Annotated in this window: 18 protein-coding genes; 14 read left to right on the top strand and 4 right to left on the bottom strand. The window is 60.9% G+C overall.

The window, feature by feature from the left end; translation table 11 throughout:
* Positions 1–70 precede the first annotated feature (70 nt).
* Both TU80_RS22575 and sfsA read left to right on the top strand, forming a co-directional pair.
* Positions 71–1243 carry a pyridoxal phosphate-dependent aminotransferase gene (locus TU80_RS22575; RefSeq protein WP_046487535.1) on the top strand — a complete coding sequence of 391 codons (1173 nt, stop codon included), beginning with the start codon at positions 71–73 and terminating at the stop codon, positions 1241–1243.
* Positions 1243–1956 carry a DNA/RNA nuclease SfsA gene (gene sfsA, locus TU80_RS22570; RefSeq protein ID WP_017847441.1) on the top strand — a complete coding sequence of 238 codons (714 nt, stop codon included), beginning with the start codon at positions 1243–1245 and terminating at the stop codon, positions 1954–1956. Before TU80_RS22575 ends, sfsA begins: the two co-directional genes overlap by 1 nt.
* Here the strand turns inward: sfsA and TU80_RS22565 are convergent.
* Positions 1953–2270: a Rieske (2Fe-2S) protein gene (locus TU80_RS22565; RefSeq protein ID WP_046382054.1), complete on the bottom strand. Its 318-nt coding sequence runs from the start codon at positions 2268–2270 to the stop codon at positions 1953–1955. The genes sfsA and TU80_RS22565 overlap by 4 nt on opposite strands.
* A 156-nt stretch (positions 2271–2426) precedes the next feature.
* Between TU80_RS22565 and TU80_RS22560 the strand changes: the two genes are divergently transcribed.
* Genes TU80_RS22560 through TU80_RS22550 form a run of 3 tightly spaced genes read left to right on the top strand, consistent with a single transcriptional unit; the run spans position 2427 to position 5106 of the window.
* Positions 2427–3305 (top strand): heme/hemin ABC transporter substrate-binding protein, encoded by an 879-nt coding sequence (locus TU80_RS22560; RefSeq protein WP_057005454.1) that lies wholly within the window; start codon positions 2427–2429, stop codon positions 3303–3305.
* Positions 3306–3355: 50 nt separating this feature from the next.
* Positions 3356–4339: a FecCD family ABC transporter permease gene (locus TU80_RS22555; RefSeq protein ID WP_164887008.1), complete on the top strand. Its 984-nt coding sequence runs from the start codon at positions 3356–3358 to the stop codon at positions 4337–4339.
* Positions 4339–5106: a heme ABC transporter ATP-binding protein gene (locus TU80_RS22550; RefSeq protein ID WP_046382057.1), complete on the top strand. Its 768-nt coding sequence runs from the start codon at positions 4339–4341 to the stop codon at positions 5104–5106. Before TU80_RS22555 ends, TU80_RS22550 begins: the two co-directional genes overlap by 1 nt.
* A gap of 220 nt (positions 5107–5326) precedes the next feature.
* On the opposite strand, the gene TU80_RS22545 is transcribed toward TU80_RS22550, so the two are convergent.
* From TU80_RS22545 to TU80_RS22535, 3 genes are all read right to left on the bottom strand, one after another.
* Complete coding sequence (locus TU80_RS22545) at positions 5327–5599, bottom strand: TfoX/Sxy family protein (protein ID WP_017847446.1); 273 nt, start codon at positions 5597–5599, stop codon at positions 5327–5329.
* A 204-nt stretch (positions 5600–5803) separates the two neighbouring features.
* Positions 5804–6148: a pentapeptide repeat-containing protein gene (locus TU80_RS22540; protein WP_017847447.1), complete on the bottom strand. Its 345-nt coding sequence runs from the start codon at positions 6146–6148 to the stop codon at positions 5804–5806.
* 92 nt (positions 6149–6240) lie between these two features.
* Entirely contained in the window at positions 6241–7797 is a 1557-nt protein-coding gene (locus TU80_RS22535) for a bifunctional aminoglycoside phosphotransferase/ATP-binding protein (protein WP_057005453.1), read from the bottom strand.
* 117 nt (positions 7798–7914) lie between these two features.
* Here TU80_RS22535 and mrcB point away from each other — a divergent pair, with 117 nt between their 5' ends.
* The 9 genes from mrcB to msrQ all read left to right on the top strand — a co-directional run bounded on the left by mrcB (position 7915) and on the right by msrQ (position 17732).
* Positions 7915–10239 (top strand): penicillin-binding protein 1B, encoded by a 2325-nt coding sequence (mrcB, locus tag TU80_RS22530; RefSeq protein WP_026140090.1) that lies wholly within the window; start codon positions 7915–7917, stop codon positions 10237–10239.
* Positions 10240–10255: 16 nt separating this feature from the next.
* Positions 10256–10990: a tetratricopeptide repeat protein gene (locus tag TU80_RS22525; protein WP_057005452.1), complete on the top strand. Its 735-nt coding sequence runs from the start codon at positions 10256–10258 to the stop codon at positions 10988–10990.
* On the top strand, positions 10990–11319 hold the full coding sequence (locus TU80_RS22520; protein ID WP_017847451.1) for a YqcC family protein: 330 nt from the start codon (positions 10990–10992) through the stop codon (positions 11317–11319). The genes TU80_RS22525 and TU80_RS22520 overlap by 1 nt, the downstream gene beginning before the upstream one ends.
* 431 nt (positions 11320–11750) lie before the next feature.
* Entirely contained in the window at positions 11751–13475 is a 1725-nt protein-coding gene (locus TU80_RS22515; RefSeq protein ID WP_046385175.1) for an acetolactate synthase 3 large subunit, read from the top strand.
* A 2-nt stretch (positions 13476–13477) separates the two neighbouring features.
* Positions 13478–13969, top strand: a complete 492-nt coding sequence (gene ilvN / locus TU80_RS22510; RefSeq protein WP_003176102.1) for an acetolactate synthase small subunit — start codon at positions 13478–13480, stop codon at positions 13967–13969.
* Between the two features lie 47 nt (positions 13970–14016).
* Positions 14017–15033, top strand: coding sequence for a ketol-acid reductoisomerase (gene ilvC / locus TU80_RS22505; RefSeq protein ID WP_003212125.1), 1017 nt, complete (start codon positions 14017–14019; stop codon positions 15031–15033).
* 144 nt (positions 15034–15177) lie between these two features.
* A complete protein-coding gene (pssA, locus tag TU80_RS22500; protein ID WP_017847454.1) occupies positions 15178–16035 on the top strand; it encodes a CDP-diacylglycerol--serine O-phosphatidyltransferase in 858 nt (285 codons plus the stop codon).
* A gap of 63 nt (positions 16036–16098) precedes the next feature.
* Positions 16099–17112, top strand: coding sequence for a protein-methionine-sulfoxide reductase catalytic subunit MsrP (gene msrP, locus TU80_RS22495; RefSeq protein ID WP_017847455.1), 1014 nt, complete (start codon positions 16099–16101; stop codon positions 17110–17112).
* On the top strand, positions 17112–17732 hold the full coding sequence (msrQ, locus tag TU80_RS22490) for a protein-methionine-sulfoxide reductase heme-binding subunit MsrQ (RefSeq protein ID WP_046382059.1): 621 nt from the start codon (positions 17112–17114) through the stop codon (positions 17730–17732). The genes msrP and msrQ overlap by 1 nt, the downstream gene beginning before the upstream one ends.
* Positions 17733–18011: the final 279 nt, after the last annotated feature.

The following is an 18011-nucleotide window of genomic DNA, read 5'->3' as shown; positions in this document are numbered from 1 at the left end:
CAATAGAGCATGTTTTACCGCGAGGGTTCGGTAGAATCGCTGTTTTTGTCCTCACCGTTAAGGAAGGCTAATGGCTCAGCCCTACAGTGCGCGCAGTCGCGCCATCGAACCTTTTCATGTCATGGCGTTGCTGGCGCGAGCCAATGAGCTGCAAGCGGCAGGCCATGATGTCATCCATCTGGAAATCGGCGAACCGGATTTCACCACCGCCGAGCCGATCATCCAGGCCGGCCAGGCCGCGCTGGCCAATGGCAAGACCCGCTATACCGCAGCCCGCGGCCTGCCGGAACTGCGCCATGCCATCAGCGGTTTCTACCAGCAACGCTACGGCCTGAGCGTGGACCCCGAGCGCATCCTGATCACCCCGGGCGGCTCCGGCGCGTTGCTGTTGGCCAGCAGCCTGCTGGTGGACCCTGGTAAACACTGGCTGTTGGCCGACCCGGGTTACCCGTGTAACCGCCACTTCCTGCGCCTGGTGGAAGGCGCGGCGCAGTTGGTGCCCGTGGGGCCGGACGTGCGTTATCAATTGACCGCCGACCTGGTGGCCAAGCACTGGAACCAGGACAGCGTGGGCGCGCTGGTCGCATCGCCGGCCAACCCCACCGGCACCATCCTGACGCGGGACGAACTGGCGGGGTTGTCGAGTGCCATCAAGGCGCGTAACGGCCATTTGGTGGTGGACGAGATCTACCACGGCCTCACTTACGGCACCGAGGCGGCCAGCGTGCTGGAAGTCGACGATGATGCGTTTGTCCTGAATAGTTTTTCGAAGTATTTCGGCATGACCGGCTGGCGCCTGGGTTGGCTGGTGGCACCGCCCGATGCCGTCGGTGAGCTGGAGAAGCTCGCGCAAAACCTCTACATCAGCGCTCCGAGCATGGCGCAGTACGCGGCGTTGGCTTGCTTCACCCCGCAAACCCTGAGCATTCTGGAAGCGCGTCGTGCCGAGTTCGGGCGCCGTCGCGACTTCCTGCTGCCGGCCCTGCGCGAGTTGGGCTTCGGTATTGCCGTCGAACCGGAAGGGGCGTTCTATTTGTACGCCGATATCAGCGCGTTCGGCGGTGATGCCTTCGCGTTTTGCCGTCATTTCCTTGAGACCGAACATGTGGCGTTCACCCCCGGGCTGGATTTCGGTCGTTATCAAGCCGGCCACCATGTGCGCTTTGCCTACACGCAAAACCTTGATCGGCTGCAAGAGGCGGTAGAGCGCATCGCCCGTGGGCTGCGGAGCTGGCAGGGCTGATGCGCTTTCATCCTCCCCTCGAAGAGGCGCGGCTGATTCGCCGCTACAAGCGTTTTCTCACCGATATCGAAACCGTTACCGGCGAGTTGTTGACCATTCACTGCCCAAATACCGGTTCGATGCTCAATTGCATGGTCGAGGGCGGGCAGGTCTGGTTCAGTCGCTCCACTGACCCCAAGCGCAAGTTGCCCGGCACCTGGGAAATTGCCGAGACGCCTCAAGGCCGCCTCGCGTGCGTCAATACGGCGCGTGCCAATCAACTGGTTGAGGAGGCGTTGCATGCCGGGGTCATCACCGAACTCAACGGCTTTAGCGCGTTGAAGCGTGAAGTGCCTTACGGTCAGGAGAACAGCCGCATTGATTTTCGCCTGGATTACCCCGAGGGGGCGGCCTATGTCGAAGTCAAAAGTGTGACGCTGGGGTTCGATGGCACCTCGATTGCGGCGTTTCCGGACGCCGTGACCCAGCGCGGTGCCAAGCATCTACGCGAGCTGGCGCACCTGGCCCGGGATGGTGTGCGGGCGGTGCAGCTGTATTGCGTCAACCTGTCCGGGATCGAGGCCGTGCGCCCGGCCGTGGAAATCGACGCGGCCTACGCTGCCGCCCTGCGCGAGGCCAAGGCCGCGGGGGTGGAAGTGCTGGCGTATGGTGTGCGCGTCACGGCCGAGGAAATTTACGTCGAACGCCGCTTGGACGTGCTGCTCGGCGACTAGAGTTCTACCCACAGGCCCTGTTCGTCTTCGCGGCCGGGCAGGGCAGTGAGGCTTTGACCCGCGCAGGGGCCGGCGATGCATTCGCCGCTCTCGATCAGGAACAACGCGCCGTGGGTGGCGCATTGGATCAGGCTGGCGCTGGCGTCGAGGAAGTGATCGGGCTGCCATTCCAGGGGGACGCCGCGATGGGGGCAGCGATTGCGATAGAAGTAGGCGATGCCATCCCGGCGCACGGCCAACAGTTTGTGCCCGTCGATATCAAAACCACGGCTGCTGTTGGGGGCGAGGGTGTCGGAGGGGCAGAGAAACTTCATTCCAATCCTTAAGTGCCTTGACGTTCAAATGCAAACAATTATCAAATGCAGGCTTCGCCCGTTAGCTGACTGGGCGCTCAGTACGATGCCCGGCAAGAGGTATCTGTCACATCCATGAGTGTTTCAGCAGCCCCGCCCCTGGAAGGAAACCCTGTTATGCGCTTGAGTGCCAGCGCTATCGCGCTTGTTGTCGGACTGATGCTCAACCCTGGGGCGCACGCCTCGGAACTGCCGCAACGCTGGGTGAGTGCTGGCGGCGCGTTATCGGAGTGGGTGACGGCCCTGGGCGGTGAGTCGAAGTTGGTGGGCGTCGACACCACCAGCCAGCATCCGGCTTCGCTCAAGGCATTGCCGAGCGTCGGTTATCAGCGGCAGTTGTCGGCCGAGGGCATTCTCAGTCTGCGCCCGCAGGTCCTGGTGGGCACCGAGGAAATGGGGCCGCCGCCAGTGCTGGCGCAGATTCGCAACGCCGGGGTGCAGGTGGAAATGTTCTCGGCGCAGCCGGATTTGCCGACGTTGAAAGGCAACCTCGAACACCTGGGGAGGTTGTTGGGCAGTGAGGCCAAGGCCCATGCATTGTTTACCGCGTATGAACAGGCGCTTGACCGGCAGAAACGTTGGGTTGCCACAGCCCAGGCCACACACAAGGCCCCGGGGGTGTTGATGCTGCTCGGCAATGCCGGCGGCAAACCGCTGATCGCTGGCAAAGACACGGCGGCTGACTGGATGCTGCGGCAGGCGGGCGGGCGCAACCTGGCGACCCACAGCGGTTATAAGCCGTTTTCCATGGAGTCGTTGGCCGGGTTGAGCCCCGAGGTGCTGGTGTTTGCCGACCGTGCGCTGACCGGCGAGGCGGCGCGTGCGGCCTTGTTCAAGGAGAACCCGATCCTGGCGTCCACGCCGGCGGCTAAACAGGCACGGGTGTTTGAGGTGGACCCGACGCTGCTGGTCGGCGGGCTCGGGCCGCGTCTGCCGCAAAGCCTGGTGCAGTTGTCGGCCGGCTTCTATCCGCCCCAGGCCACGTCTGCCCCATGAGTACGCTGGTGAAACCCCGAACGCTGTTTATCGGCCTGACGCTGTTGTGTGTGCTGGCAATCTGGCTTTCATTGGCGCTGGGGCCGGTCAGCCTGCCGTTGCTGGATACGCTCAGGGCGGCCTTGCGCCTGATGGGCGTGCCGATCGAGGCCAGTGGCCTGGAGCAGGCGGAGCTGATTCTCGGGCAGATCCGTTTGCCGCGGACCTTGCTGGGGCTGGCGGTGGGCGGTGTATTGGCCTTGTCGGGCGTAGCGATGCAGGGGTTGTTTCGCAACCCGTTGGCCGATCCGGGGTTGGTCGGGGTATCCAGCGGCGCGGCACTCGGTGCGGCCTTCGCCATTGTCGGTGGCTCGTTTCTGGGTGGGTTGCCGGAGGTGTTCGGCCCGTATCTGTTGTCGTTGTGCGCGTTTCTCGGTGGGTTGGGGGTGACGGCGCTGGTCTACCGGCTGGGGCGGCGCAACGGCCAGACCCATGTCGCGACCATGCTGCTCGCCGGCATCGCCCTCACGGCGCTCGCCAGCTCGGCGGTGGGCTTGTTTACCTACCTGGCCGATGACGCCACCCTGCGCACACTGACTTTCTGGAACCTGGGCAGCCTCAATGGCGCCAGCTATTCGCGCCTGTGGCCGTTGCTGCTGGTGAGCGCTGGCGTGGCGCTGTGGCTGCCGCGGCGGGCGAAGGCATTGAATGCACTGTTGCTCGGCGAATCCGAGGCCGCTCATCTCGGGGTCGATGTTGAGCGGCTCAAGCGCGAATTGGTGTTCTGCACCGCATTGGGCGTGGGCGCGGCGGTGGCGGCAGCGGGGATGATCGGCTTCGTCGGCCTGGTGGTGCCGCACCTGGTGCGATTGTTGGCCGGGCCGGATCATCGCGTGCTGTTACCCGCCTCGGTGCTGGCGGGGGCGAGCTTGCTGCTGTTGGCGGATCTGGTCGCGCGCCTGGCCTTGGCGCCGGCGGAGTTGCCGATCGGTATCGTCACCGCGTTGATTGGTGCGCCATTTTTTCTTTACCTGTTGTTGCGAGGGCGCGCCTGATGCTGCGAGTGGAAGGGCTGAGGATTCGTCGCGGTCGCAAAACCGTATTGGCGGATGTCACGTTGGACCTGTTGCCCGGCCAGGTGCTTGGCGTGCTGGGCCCGAATGGCGCGGGCAAGAGCACGTTGCTGGGCGCGTTGTGCGGGGAGCTGCACCCGGATCAAGGCCAGGTGTGGCTGGATCAGCACGAACTGAAAGACTGGAGCGGGTCGCAACGCGCGCAACGCCTGGCCGTGTTGCCGCAGGCTTCAACCCTGGATTTCGCCTTTCGTGTCGAAGAGGTGGTCGGCATGGGCCGCTTGCCCCATCAGACCGGGCGCGTGCGGGATGACGAGATTATCGATGCCGCGTTGCAGGCCGCGGATGTCGGGCACTTGAGCGGTCGCAGTTACCTGGCCTTGTCGGGCGGCGAGCGGCAGCGCGTTCACCTGGCGCGGGTGCTGGCGCAGTTATGGCCCGGGCAGGCGGGGCAGACGTTGCTGCTGGATGAGCCGACCTCGATGCTTGACCCTTTGCATCAACACACGACCTTGCAGGCGATACGCCGCTTTGCTGACCGTGGCGCAGCAGTACTGGTGATTCTGCATGACCTGAACCTGGCGGCGCGTTACTGCGACCGGATTCTGTTGCTCGACGCGGGCCGCCCCCATGCGCTGGATACCCCGGCACAGGTTCTGCGGCCTGAGCCGCTCAAAGCGGTCTTCGGGCTGGATGTGCTGGTGCAGCCGCATCCGGAGCGCGGGCATCCGTTGATCATTGCGCGCTGAGGCTTTTTACCGGCAAAAAAAGACCCGGCAAGAGCCGGGTCAAATAACCGTGATTAGCCTGATGAGGAGATAATCTGAGAGTCCGAACCAATGGTCTTTCAGTTATCGGCTGATCTCGCGACCAGTTGTGATAATCATAACGATTCTCATTTGAGAGTCAAGATTTGTTTTCACAGGCCCTTGTCCGGAATCTTTGTCCGCGGCGGGTGGGGTCGTCGATCTAATTCTTCTGGCGCGCCGAGATAGCATCCAATTGGCGGTTCAGCGCCTCCTTGCGTTCGGCTGGGATGTCGTTCCAATGCACATCCATCAATGCCCCTTCGATTGCATACAGCAAGACTTTCGAGGCACGGAAGCCACGCGTGCGAACGGCTCGATAAGCATCGACCGCGCCCAGGCGCCGCAGGTCTGACGCACTGTGGATGCCCGCCGCATGCAGCCATTGCGCCGAGGTCTTGCCAAGGTTTCTCAGGTGTTGCAGCTCATCGTTCATCGAGCCTCCTTGCGACGGCCGAATGGTGCGGTGGGTGTCGTGACCAGGCAAGCCTGAAAAGGAGTGTAGCGCTCAGTAGGAAAAGCGTAGTTCTTTGGTCAGGAATGGCGCAAAAGCTTATAAGGATGGCGTCGACGTTTTATTGCGGGCAGGCGCGAAGTCCCCGGTCCGTCTTGCACGAGACCGGGGGCTTGGGAGGGCGTGTTACTTGGTGCGGTAGCGCAGGCGCGTGCCGAAATTGACCGACATGAGGATCTCGTCGGCCGTCAGTTCCGGCGGGAAGTAGGTGCCCGATATCTGCGCATGGGCCAGGCTCGCGCCTTCCAGTGAGCAGTCGCGCAAGTCCAGCCCGCGCAAATCGGCGGAACGGAAGTACGCATCGGTGAAATCCACGCCGCTGGCGTTCAGATCGCGCAGATCCAGCCCGCGGAAGTCGCCACCGCGCATGTCGATGACGCCGTCTTTGGGGCGTTCCTGGTTGAAACCGCGGATATCGTCTTTATGCAGAAGCGAATAGAGCGGGGTATCAAGAAGCTTGGGCTGACTCATGATAGCGACACCTGTTGGATTTATGGCGCCATTATAGTGCCACTATTGCTTGGCCGCTCGCCTAAGGTGACGACGCGACCAAGAAGTTTTTCTTACAGACCAGGCATGCGCTGGCGAATTTGCTCGACCAGTGCATCGAGGGTTCCGCTTTGATTGGTCTCGACGCGCTTGCTCAGCAATAGCTCTTCGGCTGTCAGTGGTTCGCGTTGGGCTTGCTGCTCTTCAATGATCGTCAATGTAGCGTCAGACGGATCGTTCTTGTCTGCCTGACGTTGTGCCAGCCAACTGGTGATAACGGCCTGCGGCGCATTGCAGTCCAGGATCAGGAACGGCGCGCCCGTCGCTTCGGCGACTTTGGCGGCGGCATCGCGTTGTGCGCGTTTCAGGAAGGTCGCATCCAGTACCACCGGGAACCCGGCGCGCAGCACGGTCTCGGCGATCTCGTTCAGGCGGGCGTAGGTTTTCGCGCTGGCGTCGGCAGCATAGATGCCGGCCTGGGGCGTGTTTTCCACCTGTTGTTCACCAAACAGGCGCTTGCGCTCCACGTCCGAACGCAGGCGAACGGCGCCCAAGGCTTCCACCAGACGCATGGCCACGTGGCTTTTGCCTACAGCGGAAACGCCGTGGGTAATCGCCAGGAAGCGCGACGGAATAATGCTGTAGCTCTCCGCCAGGTTGGCGTAGTTGCGGTACTGGCGCAGGGTGGTGGCGCGCTGCACCGGGCTCGCTTCGCTGGGCATGCTGAACAGCGCGACTTTGGCCCTGACCAGTGCGCGGTAGGCTTTATAGAAGTTCAGCACTTCCAGGCCCTGGTAGTCGCCGGTCAGTTCGAGGTACTGGCTGATGAACCGGCGTGCCAGGGATTTGAGGCCGCGGTCTTCCAGGTCCATGGCCAGGAAGCCGGTGTCGGCGTACACGTCGGTGAAGCGAAACGGTTCGTTGAACTCGATGCAGTCGAAGATCACCACGTGACCATCGATCAAGGTGGCATTGCCCAGGTGGATATCGCCGTGGCACTCGCGGGTGAAACCATCGCGCTTGCGCTGTGCCAGCAGCGGCTTGAGGCGTTCGAAGCTGCTTTCGGCCCAGGCTTGCAGGGCTTCGAGTTGCAGCAGGTCGGCTTTGTCGCTGAGGAACGGGCGGATCTGATCGAAGTTCTGGCGTACCGGTGCCATCACCTCGTCCGGGGTGCCGGCCGGGTGCTCTTGCGGCACTTTCGGTGCGGTGAGGTGGAAGTGCGCGATCTGTTTGGCCATCTCGTCGATGTGCGCGCTGGTCAGCTCACCGTTGGCTTGCAAGGTGCTGAGCAACTGGCTTTGCGGGAATTGACGCATTTTCAGCGCGTATTCGATGACCGGGCCGTCACCGCCCAATTGCGGCGCTTCGGCCGTGCCGGTGATCGGCAACACTTCAAGATACAAATCTTTGGTCAGGCGCTGGTTCAGGCGCAGCTCTTCGTTGCAGAAATGCCCGCGATCTTCCAGTTTGGTGAAGTCCAGGAAGCCGAAGTTCACCGGTTTCTTCAGTTTATAAGCGTAAGGGCCGGTCAGTATGACCCAGGAAATATGGGTCTCGATGACTTGGAACGCTTCAACCGGATGGGGGTATAAAGCCGGGTTCTGCAGGGCGGCAATCAGGGGCTGGCTCACGGGCGATCCTTCAAAGTCAGGGGAAATCATGGCGGGCATTATGGCTGCTGACGCCTGCTGTGCAAACCGCTGTCCGGCTCATGTTGATCATCGATAAAGTGCGTATAATCCGCCGCCATGACTCGAACCCGATCTCCCCGTTCCCGTAAAAAACCTCCTTCCCGCGGCCTGCGCCCGTGGCTGGGCTGGGCGCTCAAGCTCAGCCTGGTGGGTCTTGTGGTGCTCGCCGGCTTTGCGGTGTACCTCGATGCCGTGGTCCAGGAAAAATTCTCCGGCAAGCGCTGGACCATTCCGGCCAAGGTGTACGCCCGTCCGCTGGAGCTGTTCACCGGCCAGAAGCTGAGCAAGGATGACTTCCTCACCGAACTCGACGCCTTGGGCTACCGCCGCGAACCTGTGAGCAACGGCCCCGGCGCTGCGGCCGTCAGCGGCAATACTGTGGACTTGAACACCCGCGGCTTCCAGTTCTATGAAGGCCTGGAAAAACCCCAGCCGGTGCGCGTGCGCTTCTCCGGCGACTACGTGGCCGAGCTGTCGTCGCTGAATGGCTCGAAGCTGCCCGTGGTGCGCCTGGAACCGTTGATGATCGGCGGGATTTACCCGAAGAACCTGGAAGATCGCATCCTGATCAAGCTCGATCAGGTGCCGCCGTACCTGCTTGAAACCCTGGTTGCCGTGGAAGACCGCGATTTCTACAGCCACTGGGGCGTGTCGCCGAAGTCCATTGCCCGTGCGATCTGGGTCAACACCTCCGGCGGCAAAATGACCCAGGGCGGCAGTACGCTGACCCAGCAATTGGTGAAGAACTTCTACCTCACCAACGAGCGCAGCCTGACCCGTAAACTCACCGAAGCCATGATGGCGATGCTGCTGGAGCTGCATTACAGCAAGCAGGAAATCCTTGAGGCCTACCTCAACGAGGTGTTCGTCGGCCAGGACGGCCAGCGCGCGGTCCACGGTTTCGGGCTGGCCAGCCAGTTCTTCTTCGGCCAGCCGCTGTCCGAGCTGAAGTTGCATCAGGTCGCGTTGCTGGTGGGCATGGTCAAGGGGCCGTCCTACTACAACCCGCGGCGCAATCCTGAGCGCGCGCTTGAGCGGCGTAACCTGGTGCTCGACGTGCTGGAGCAGCAGGGCGTGGCCACGGCGGAACAGGTTGCTGCGGCGAAGAAAATGCCACTGGGCGTGACCACCCGCGGCAAGCTGGCGGACAGCTCCTTCCCGGGCTTTATCGACCTGGTCAAACGCCAGTTGCGTGAAGACTACCGCGACGAAGACTTGACCGAGGAAGGCCTGCGCATCTTCACCAGTTTCGACCCGATCCTGCAGATGAAAGCCGAAGCGTCGGTCAACGACACCTTCAAGCGTCTGGCGGGGCGTAAAGGCTCCGACGAAGTCGAAGCAGCCATGGTGGTGACCAACCCGGAAACCGGTGAAGTCCAGGCCATGATCGGCAGCCGCCAGGCCAGTTTCGCCGGCTTCAACCGTGCGCTGGACGCGGTGCGGCCGATCGGCTCGCTGGTCAAGCCGGCGGTGTACCTGACGGCGTTGGAAAAACCGAGCAAATACACCCTGACCAGTTGGCTGTCGGACGACCCGCTGTCGGTCAAAGGTGCTGACGGCCAGGTCTGGACCCCGCAGAACTTCGATCGTCGTTCTCACGGTACGGTGTTCCTGTACCAGGGGCTGGCGCATTCCTACAACATCTCGACCTCGCGCCTGGGGCTCGAAGTGGGCGTGCCGAACGTCCTCAAGACCCTCGCGCGCCTGGGCATCACCCGCGAATTCCCGGCCTTCCCATCGATGCTTCTGGGCGCCGGTGCCATGACGCCGATGGAAGTGGCGACCATGTACCAGACCCTCGCCAACGGTGGTTTCAACACGCCGATGCGCGGCATTCGCAGCGTGCTGACGGCCGAAGGCGAGCCGCTCAAGCGCTATCCGTTCCAGATTCAGCAGCGTTTCGACGCGGGCTCCATCTACCTGATCCAGAACGCCATGCAGCGTGTGATGCGCGAAGGTACCGGTAGCTCGGTGTACAAGGTCCTGCCTTCCAACCTGACACTGGCGGGCAAGACCGGCACCAGTAACGATTCGCGTGACAGTTGGTTCGCCGGCTTCGGTCAGGATGTGCTGGCCGTGGTCTGGCTGGGGCGTGATGACAACGGCAAGACGCCGTTCACCGGCGCGACCGGTGCGTTGCAGGTCTGGACCAGTTTCATGCGCAAGGCCGATCCGTTGCCGCTGAGCATGCCGCAGCCGGACAACATCGTGCAGGCCTGGATTGATCCGCACACCGGCCAGGGCTCCGATGCCAACTGTCCGGGCGCGGTGCAGATGCCGTATATTCGCGGCAGCGAACCACCTCCCGGTGCCGCGTGCGGTGGCAGTGCCCCTGCAAGCGCGGAATCGGTGATGGATTGGGTCAAGGGCTGGATGAATTAAGCAAAGAGGGTTTCAAGTGAACAAGTGGTGGATTCCAGCTATTACAGCTCTGGCTTTGCTCGGCGGTTGCTCCAGCGTTCAGCGCGGCTCCATTCCCGTGGTGGACTCGAGCACAACCGTCTCCAATAACGATCGGATCTCGGCCAATGGCGGTTTCCGTCAGACCGTGACCAAGCGTCCTGCCCAGGCCGCGACCCGCGCCGTGCCGCAGGATTCGGGTGTGGTGGTGATGGTGCCGGGCGCCGGTGCCGCGACATCGGCGCCGATCAGCGCCGAGCCGTGGACGCCAGGGCCTAGCACGTCGGGGCCGATTGACTCCACGCCGGTCCAGGCCGCGCCGATCAACCAGAACACCTACACCATGCCGTCGACGCCAAGCGGCATTCCGTCGTCCTCCAGCGCGGGCGGCCTGTCGGCTGATGAGCAACTGGACGGCCCGGTACTGGCCTTGCTCACCACTGCCCAGCAACAGCAGGCTGGTGGCGACTTGAACGGTGCATCGTCGAGCCTCGAGCGCGCCCAGCGCGTTGCGCCGCGTGAACCGCAGGTGCTGTATCGCCTGGCCCAGGTGCGGATGGCCCAGGGCGATGCGCCGCAAGCCGAACAGTTCGCCCGTCGCGGCCTGACCCTGGCCAACGGCCGTCCTGACCTGCAGGCCAGCCTGTGGGCCTTGATCGGTGATGCGCGTGCCGCACAAGGCGACGCTGCCGGTGCCGCCCAGGCTCGGCAGAAAGCCAAGGTCAGCCTCTGATGGATGTGCGTTTTCCAGCGATTGCCGAACAGCTGTTGCTGATTGAGCGCGAATTGCGCCTGCAGGGCTGGTGGGACGAGGTGTCCCCCAGCGCCGAGGCGCTCAGCAGCGTCGAGCCCTTTTCGGTCGACACCCTGGACTTCCACCAGTGGCTGCAGTGGATCTTCCTGGTGCGAATGAAGCAGATCCTCGAACAGAACCTGCCGTTGCCAAATGCTTCCGGGATCATGGAGATGGCCGAGATGGTCTACACCGACCGGCCGCTGGAAAGCCAGGGTTTGCGCAATGCGCTGAAAAAGTTCGACCAATTGATCGTCGACGCTCGTTAATTGCCTGGCTGCCGGTTTTTCCGGCAGTCTTGCGCACATTTCTACCGCTTGACGACATTCAGGCGAGTTTTATCCCTCCTCAAAGCCCTTTCTTCTACGTTCTCATGCGCTTAGTTGGAAAAAAGCGCAATTATTGCTTGACTTGAAGGGCCTGAAACAGAAGAATCCAAAGTCCGCTGTATCGGGACTGCCAGAAGCAGGCCCGCTCAGCAGATCATGAGGCGCACATCCGCGCCGACCTGTTACACCCGCAACGCGTTACCTCGCGCTGGGTGGGAAGAGCCCGCAACACTTGGGACGATCCCAATACTTGCTCAGTCAGTGCTGACGTAGTCGGCGACCACCGTCGCTCATGCTCTGTTGAGAAGTAAACCTATTAAGACCCGTCGGTTTTTAACGGACGGTATTCTGGCGTTTTAGAGGTGAACAACGTGGAGCTTTTATCTGGCGGTGAGATGCTCGTCCGCTTTTTGCGTGACGAAGGCGTTGACTATATCTACGGGTACCCTGGTGGTGCTCTGCTGCACGTCTATGACGCACTGTTCAAGGAGCCGGCTGTTACCCACATCCTGGTTCGCCACGAACAGGCTGCAACCCATATGGCTGACGGTTATGCCCGTGCCACCGGTAAAGCCGGCGTGGTACTGGTAACGTCCGGTCCAGGCGCAACCAATGCCATTACCGGCATCGCGACTGCTTATATGGACTCCATCCCGATGGTGATCATTTCCGGCCAGGTCGCTAGCACCATGGTCGGTACCGATGCATTCCAGGAAACCGACATGATCGGTATCTCCCGGCCGATCGTGAAACACAGTTTCATGATCAAGCATGCCTCGGAAATCCCGGAAGTCATGAAAAAGGCGTTCTACCTCGCACAGTCCGGTCGCCCGGGCCCTGTAGTGGTCGATATTCCGAAAGACATGACCAACCCGGCCGAGAAATTCGAATACGTCTTCCCGAAGAAAGCCAAGCTGCGTTCCTACAGCCCGGCCGTTCGTGGGCACTCGGGGCAGATCCGCAAGGCGGCAGAAATGCTCCTGGCGGCCAAGCGTCCGGTGCTGTACTCGGGCGGCGGCGTGATTCTGGGCGGCGGTTCCGCACCGTTGACCGAACTGGCCAAGCTGCTCAACCTGCCGGTGACCAACACCCTGATGGGCCTCGGCGCATTCCCGGGTACGGACCGTCAGTTCGTCGGCATGCTCGGCATGCACGGCAGCTACACCGCCAACCTGACCATGCACCACGCCGACGTGATCCTGGCCGTGGGCGCGCGGTTCGATGACCGGGTGATCAACGGCGCGAGCAAGTTCTGCCCGAATGCCAAGATCATCCATATCGACATCGACCCGGCGTCCATCTCCAAGACCATCAAGGCTGACGTGCCGATCGTAGGTCCGGTGGAAAGCGTGTTGACCGAAATGGTCGCTGCGCTGAAGGAAATCGGCGAGACGCCGAACAAAGAAGCTGTCGCCAGCTGGTGGAAGCAGATCGACGAATGGCGCGGTGACCGCGGCCTGTTCCCTTATGACAAGGGTGACGGCAGCATCATCAAGCCACAAACCGTGATCGAGACCCTGTGCGAAGTGACCAAGGGCGATGCCTTTGTGACCTCCGACGTGGGCCAGCACCAGATGTTCGCCGCGCAGTACTACAAGTTCGACAAGCCTAACCGCTGGATCAACTCCGGTGGCCTGGGCACGATGGGCTTTGGTTTCCCTGCGGCCATGGGTGTCAAACTGAGCTTCCCGGACAGCGACGTTGCATGCGTCACCGGCGAAGGCAGCATCCAGATGAACATCCAGGAGCTGTCGACGTGCCTGCAGTACGGCCTTCCGGTGAAGATCGTGTGCCTGAACAACGGCGTGTTGGGCATGGTTCGTCAATGGCAGGACATGAGCTACGGTAGTCGTCACTCCCATTCCTACATGGAGTCGCTGCCCGACTTCGTCAAATTGGTCGAGGCTTACGGCCACGTCGGTATTCGCATCAACGATCTGAAAGATCTGAAGCCGAAGATGGAAGAAGCGTTCGCCATGAAGGATCGCCTGGTGTTCATCGATATTCAGGTGGATACCAGCGAGCACGTCTACCCGATGCAGATCAAAGACGGCTCTATGCGTGACATGTGGCTGAACAAGACGGAGCGTACCTAATCATGCGGCACATAATCTCCCTGCTTCTGGAGAACGAACCCGGCGCTCTGTCTCGTGTTGTCGGCTTGTTTTCGCAACGCAACTACAACATCGAAAGCCTGACCGTGGCACCGACCGAAGACCCGACCCTGTCGCGCCTGACGTTGACCACCGTGGGCCACGATGAGGTGATCGAGCAGATCACCAAAAACCTCAACAAGCTGATCGAAGTGGTCAAGCTGGTCGACCTGTCGGAAAGTGCCCACATCGAGCGCGAGCTGATGCTGGTTAAAGTCAAGGCCACGGGCGCCCAACGTGCCGAGATCAAGCGTACTACCGACATTTATCGCGGGCAGATCGTCGATGTGAGCGCCAGCGTTTATACCGTGCAATTGACCGGTACAAGCGACAAGCTGGACAGCTTCATCCAGTCGATCGGGACGGCCTCGATTCTGGAAACCGTACGCAGTGGTGTCACCGGGATTGCCCGTGGCGACAAAGTACTCAGCATCTAACCCAAATTAGTGAATGGCCTTAAGGCCTGGATATATAGAGGAACCTCATGAAAGTTTATTACGATAAAGATTGTGACCTGTCGATCATCCAGGGCAAGAAAGTCGCCATCATCGGCTACGGTTCCCAGGGCCACGCGCAAGCTTGCAACCTGAAAGATTCCGGCGTTGACGTGACTGTTGGCCTGCGCAAAGGCTCGGCCACTGTTGCCAAGGCTGAAGCCCACGGCCTGAAAGTGACTGACGTTGCTTCCGCCGTTGCCGCTGCCGACCTGGTCATGATCCTGACCCCGGATGAGTTCCAGTCCGCGCTGTACAAGAACGAAATCGAGCCGAACATCAAGAAGGGCGCCACCCTGGCCTTCTCCCACGGCTTCGCGATCCACTACAACCAAGTCGTGCCACGCGCTGACCTCGACGTGATCATGATCGCGCCGAAAGCCCCGGGCCACACCGTGCGTTCCGAGTTCGTCAAAGGCGGCGGTATCCCTGACCTGATCGCGATCTACCAGGACGCGTCGGGCAACGCCAAGAACGTTGCACTGTCCTACGCTGCCGGCGTTGGTGGCGGTCGTACCGGCATCATCGAAACCACTTTCAAGGACGAGACTGAAACCGACCTGTTCGGCGAACAAGCTGTTCTGTGCGGCGGTACCGTTGAACTGGTCAAAGCCGGTTTCGAAACCCTGGTTGAAGCCGGCTACGCGCCGGAAATGGCCTACTTCGAATGCCTGCACGAACTGAAGCTGATCGTGGATCTCATGTACGAAGGCGGTATCGCCAACATGAACTACTCGATCTCCAACAACGCCGAATACGGCGAGTACGTGACTGGCCCGGAAGTGATCAACGCCGAGTCCCGTCAGGCCATGCGCAACGCCCTGAAACGCATTCAGGACGGCGAATACGCCAAAATGTTCATCAGCGAAGGCGCTACCGGCTACCCTTCGATGACCGCCAAGCGTCGTAACAACGCCGCTCACGGTATCGAAATCATCGGCGAGCAACTGCGCTCCATGATGCCGTGGATCGGTGCCAACAAGATCGTCGACAAAGCCAAAAACTAAGTCGGATGCATCTAGAAAAAACGCGGCTTAGGCCGCGTTTTTTCGTTTGGGTGGCTGGTTCTGGTATAAAGCTGCATCGTTTGCGGGCGAACACTCGCCGCAAGTATCTGTCGAATTTTTTCACACCGTTGCAAGGTAAAGTCCATGAGCGAACGTCCCGAAGAGCCAAACCAGGCTTCTGACGCCGATAGCCTGCTACCGATCGATGAACATGTTGAAGAAGGGCATGACGCGGAAGGCCGCAAGGTCCGGCATCGCGGCATCTATCTCCTGCCCAATCTGTTCACTACGGCGAACCTGTTTGCCGGGTTCTACTCCATCATCAACTCCATGAGCGCCCAGAGCGCGCTGGCGGCGGGTGATGCGGTGAGTGCCAGCAAGTACTTCGGTTTTGCGGCGATCGCCATCTTCGTCGCCATGGTGCTCGACGGTCTCGATGGGCGCGTGGCGCGCATGACCAATACCCAAAGCGCCTTCGGTGCCGAGTATGACTCGCTGTCGGACATGGTTGCCTTTGGTGTCGCGCCTGCGTTGCTGGCGTTTGCCTGGGCCCTGGGTGACATGGGCAAGGTCGGCTGGATGGTGGCCTTCATCTATGTCGCGGGCGCCGCGTTGCGCCTGGCGCGCTTCAACACCCAGGTGGGGACCGCCGACAAGCGTTACTTCATCGGCCTGGCCAGCCCGGCTGCTGCGGGCGTGGTGGCGGGGATCGTCTGGGCGTTCAGTGACTACGGCATCCAGGGATCGAAGATGTCGTTCCTGGTGGCCTTGATGGTTGCGGCCGCCGGCATGCTGATGGTCAGTAACATCAAGTACAACAGCTTCAAGGAGCTCGACCTCAAGGGGCGCGTGCCTTTCGTGGCCATCCTTGCGGTGGTGCTGGTGTTCGCCGTGGTCTTCAGCGATCCGCCGCGTATTCTGCTGCTGGTGTTCCTGGTGTATGCCGCTTCCGGGCCAGTTCAGTATCTGCTGCAACTGCGTCGGGACAAAACATTGCCTTAATGTAATTTCCCCCATACTCCGCAGTCTATTGGTGCATCAGTTCTCCAATGCTGCGGAGTTGCCATGTTAATCAAATTGCCCAAAGCGTCCGATTGTCATGAATCAGACGTCACTCCTGAATCCTTCTACCTGTCTCGCCGTAGCTTGCTCGGTGGTGCGCTGGCCGGTGTTGCCGCCAGCAGCTTGCCGCGCTGGGCCAGCGCTGACGATGCCGCGCGCTATGCGGATGTCGAGCCAGGCAAGGCGCCAGGCTGGTTTGCCGAAAAACTGCCGGGTACGAAATGGCAGGCGGTAACCGTCAAGGACGAAGCCATCACCCCGTTCAAGGACGCGACCCACTACAACAACTTCTATGAGTTCGGCACGGACAAGGGCGATCCTGCGGCGAATGCAGGTTCGCTCAAGACCGAACCCTGGAGTGTGGTGATCGATGGCGAGGTCGCAAAGCCGGGGCGTTACGCCCTGGAAGACTTCATGAAGCCGTATCAATTGGAAGAGCGAATCTACCGTCTGCGCTGTGTGGAGGCGTGGTCGATGGTCATTCCGTGGATGGGTTTTCCCATTTCGGCGTTGCTCAAGCAGGTTGAGCCGACTTCCAAAGCCAAGTACATCCGCTTCGAAACCCTCCAGGACCCCAAAAGCATGCCGGGCCAGCGCTCGAGTTTCGGCTTGATCGATTGGCCCTATGTAGAAGGGCTGCGCCTGGATGAGGCGATGAATCCCCTGGCGATTCTGGCGGTGGGGATGTATGGGCGCGAGTTGCCTAACCAGAATGGCGCGCCGTTGCGTTTGGTGGTGCCATGGAAGTATGGCTTCAAGAGCGTGAAGTCCATCGTGCGTATCAGCTTGGTAAGCGAGCAGCCGAAAACCACCTGGCAAAGTATTGCGGCGAATGAGTACGGGTTTTATGCGAACGTGAACCCGACGGTCGACCACCCTCGTTGGACCCAGGCGCGTGAACGGCGCTTGCCGAGTGGTCTGTTCAGCCCGAATGTGCGCGAGACGCAGATGTTCAACGGTTACTCGGATGAGGTGGCGGCGCTCTATACCGGCCTCGACCTGCGGAAGAACTACTGATGCGTTTCCCGATCTGGCGCATCGGCGTGTTTATCGCCACCGCGGTATGGCCGTTGCTCTGGCTGTACGAAGCGTGGCGTTCTGCCTTGGGGCCGGACCCAGGCAAGGTGCTGGTTGACCGGCTGGGCTTGGGCACGTTGATCCTGCTGCTGATTACCCTGGCGATGACACCGTTGCAGAAGTTGAGCGGTTGGGCAGGGTGGATCGCGGTGCGGCGCCAGTTGGGGTTGTGGTGCTTTGCTTATGTGGTGCTGCACCTGGCGGCATATTGTGTGTTTGTCCTGGGGTTGGATTGGTCGCAGCTGGGGGTGGAATTGAGTAAGCGCCCCTACATTATTGTGGGGGCCCTGGGTTTCCTGTCTTTGTTGGTGCTGGCGCTGACGTCGAATCGCTACAGTCAGCGTCGGTTGGGCAGCCGTTGGAAGAAGTTGCATCGCCTGGTGTATGGCGTGCTTGGGCTTGGCTTGCTGCATATGTTGTGGATCGTGCGGGCGGATCTGAAGGAGTGGGCTATCTATGCTTCTATAGGTGCGCTGCTTCTTGTCCTGCGGATACCGCCGGTGATGCGGCGAATTCCGCGCCTTATTGCGAAAAAAGCACCTTCTGCAACAAAAGCGTAATTAACCCTTGACGGCAAATCCTGGACGTCTATAATTCGCCCCACTTCCGGCGCAGTCGAAACGGAAAACTCCTTGGTAAACAAAGAGTTACGCAAGATTCGACAGCGACCTGCTTCAGTTCATCGAAGCCTGGAAGGAGTTGGTAGAGCAGTGTTGTTTGGCTCTATTAACGTTTCGATCTTCTCGGTCGAAAGCGGAGAAAAAGAGGTGTTGACAGCAGCGTGTAACGCTGTAGAATTCGCCTCCCGCTAACGAGAGATCGGAAGCGCAAGTGGTTGA

This window comes from Pseudomonas veronii (assembly GCF_001439695.1).
Taxonomy (GTDB): domain Bacteria; phylum Pseudomonadota; class Gammaproteobacteria; order Pseudomonadales; family Pseudomonadaceae; genus Aquipseudomonas; species Aquipseudomonas veronii.
This window is presented reverse-complemented; position numbering and strand designations above follow the sequence as displayed.

Excerpts from the sequence above, each read along its gene's own strand:
- TU80_RS22575 (WP_046487535.1), top strand. The coding sequence starts at position 71 with ATGGCTCAGCCCTACAGTGCGCGCAGTCGCGCCATCGAACCTTTTCAT.
- sfsA (WP_017847441.1), top strand. The coding sequence starts at position 1,243 with ATGCGCTTTCATCCTCCCCTCGAAGAGGCGCGGCTGATTCGCCGCTAC.
- TU80_RS22565 (WP_046382054.1), bottom strand. The coding sequence starts at position 2,270 with ATGAAGTTTCTCTGCCCCTCCGACACCCTCGCCCCCAACAGCAGCCGT.
- TU80_RS22560 (WP_057005454.1), top strand. The coding sequence starts at position 2,427 with ATGCGCTTGAGTGCCAGCGCTATCGCGCTTGTTGTCGGACTGATGCTC.
- TU80_RS22550 (WP_046382057.1), top strand. The coding sequence starts at position 4,339 with ATGCTGCGAGTGGAAGGGCTGAGGATTCGTCGCGGTCGCAAAACCGTA.
- TU80_RS22545 (WP_017847446.1), bottom strand. The coding sequence starts at position 5,599 with ATGAACGATGAGCTGCAACACCTGAGAAACCTTGGCAAGACCTCGGCG.
- TU80_RS22540 (WP_017847447.1), bottom strand. The coding sequence starts at position 6,148 with ATGAGTCAGCCCAAGCTTCTTGATACCCCGCTCTATTCGCTTCTGCAT.
- mrcB (WP_026140090.1), top strand. The coding sequence starts at position 7,915 with ATGACTCGAACCCGATCTCCCCGTTCCCGTAAAAAACCTCCTTCCCGC.
- TU80_RS22520 (WP_017847451.1), top strand. The coding sequence starts at position 10,990 with ATGGATGTGCGTTTTCCAGCGATTGCCGAACAGCTGTTGCTGATTGAG.
- ilvN (WP_003176102.1), top strand. The coding sequence starts at position 13,478 with ATGCGGCACATAATCTCCCTGCTTCTGGAGAACGAACCCGGCGCTCTG.
- ilvC (WP_003212125.1), top strand. The coding sequence starts at position 14,017 with ATGAAAGTTTATTACGATAAAGATTGTGACCTGTCGATCATCCAGGGC.
- pssA (WP_017847454.1), top strand. The coding sequence starts at position 15,178 with ATGAGCGAACGTCCCGAAGAGCCAAACCAGGCTTCTGACGCCGATAGC.
- msrP (WP_017847455.1), top strand. The coding sequence starts at position 16,099 with ATGTTAATCAAATTGCCCAAAGCGTCCGATTGTCATGAATCAGACGTC.
- msrQ (WP_046382059.1), top strand. The coding sequence starts at position 17,112 with ATGCGTTTCCCGATCTGGCGCATCGGCGTGTTTATCGCCACCGCGGTA.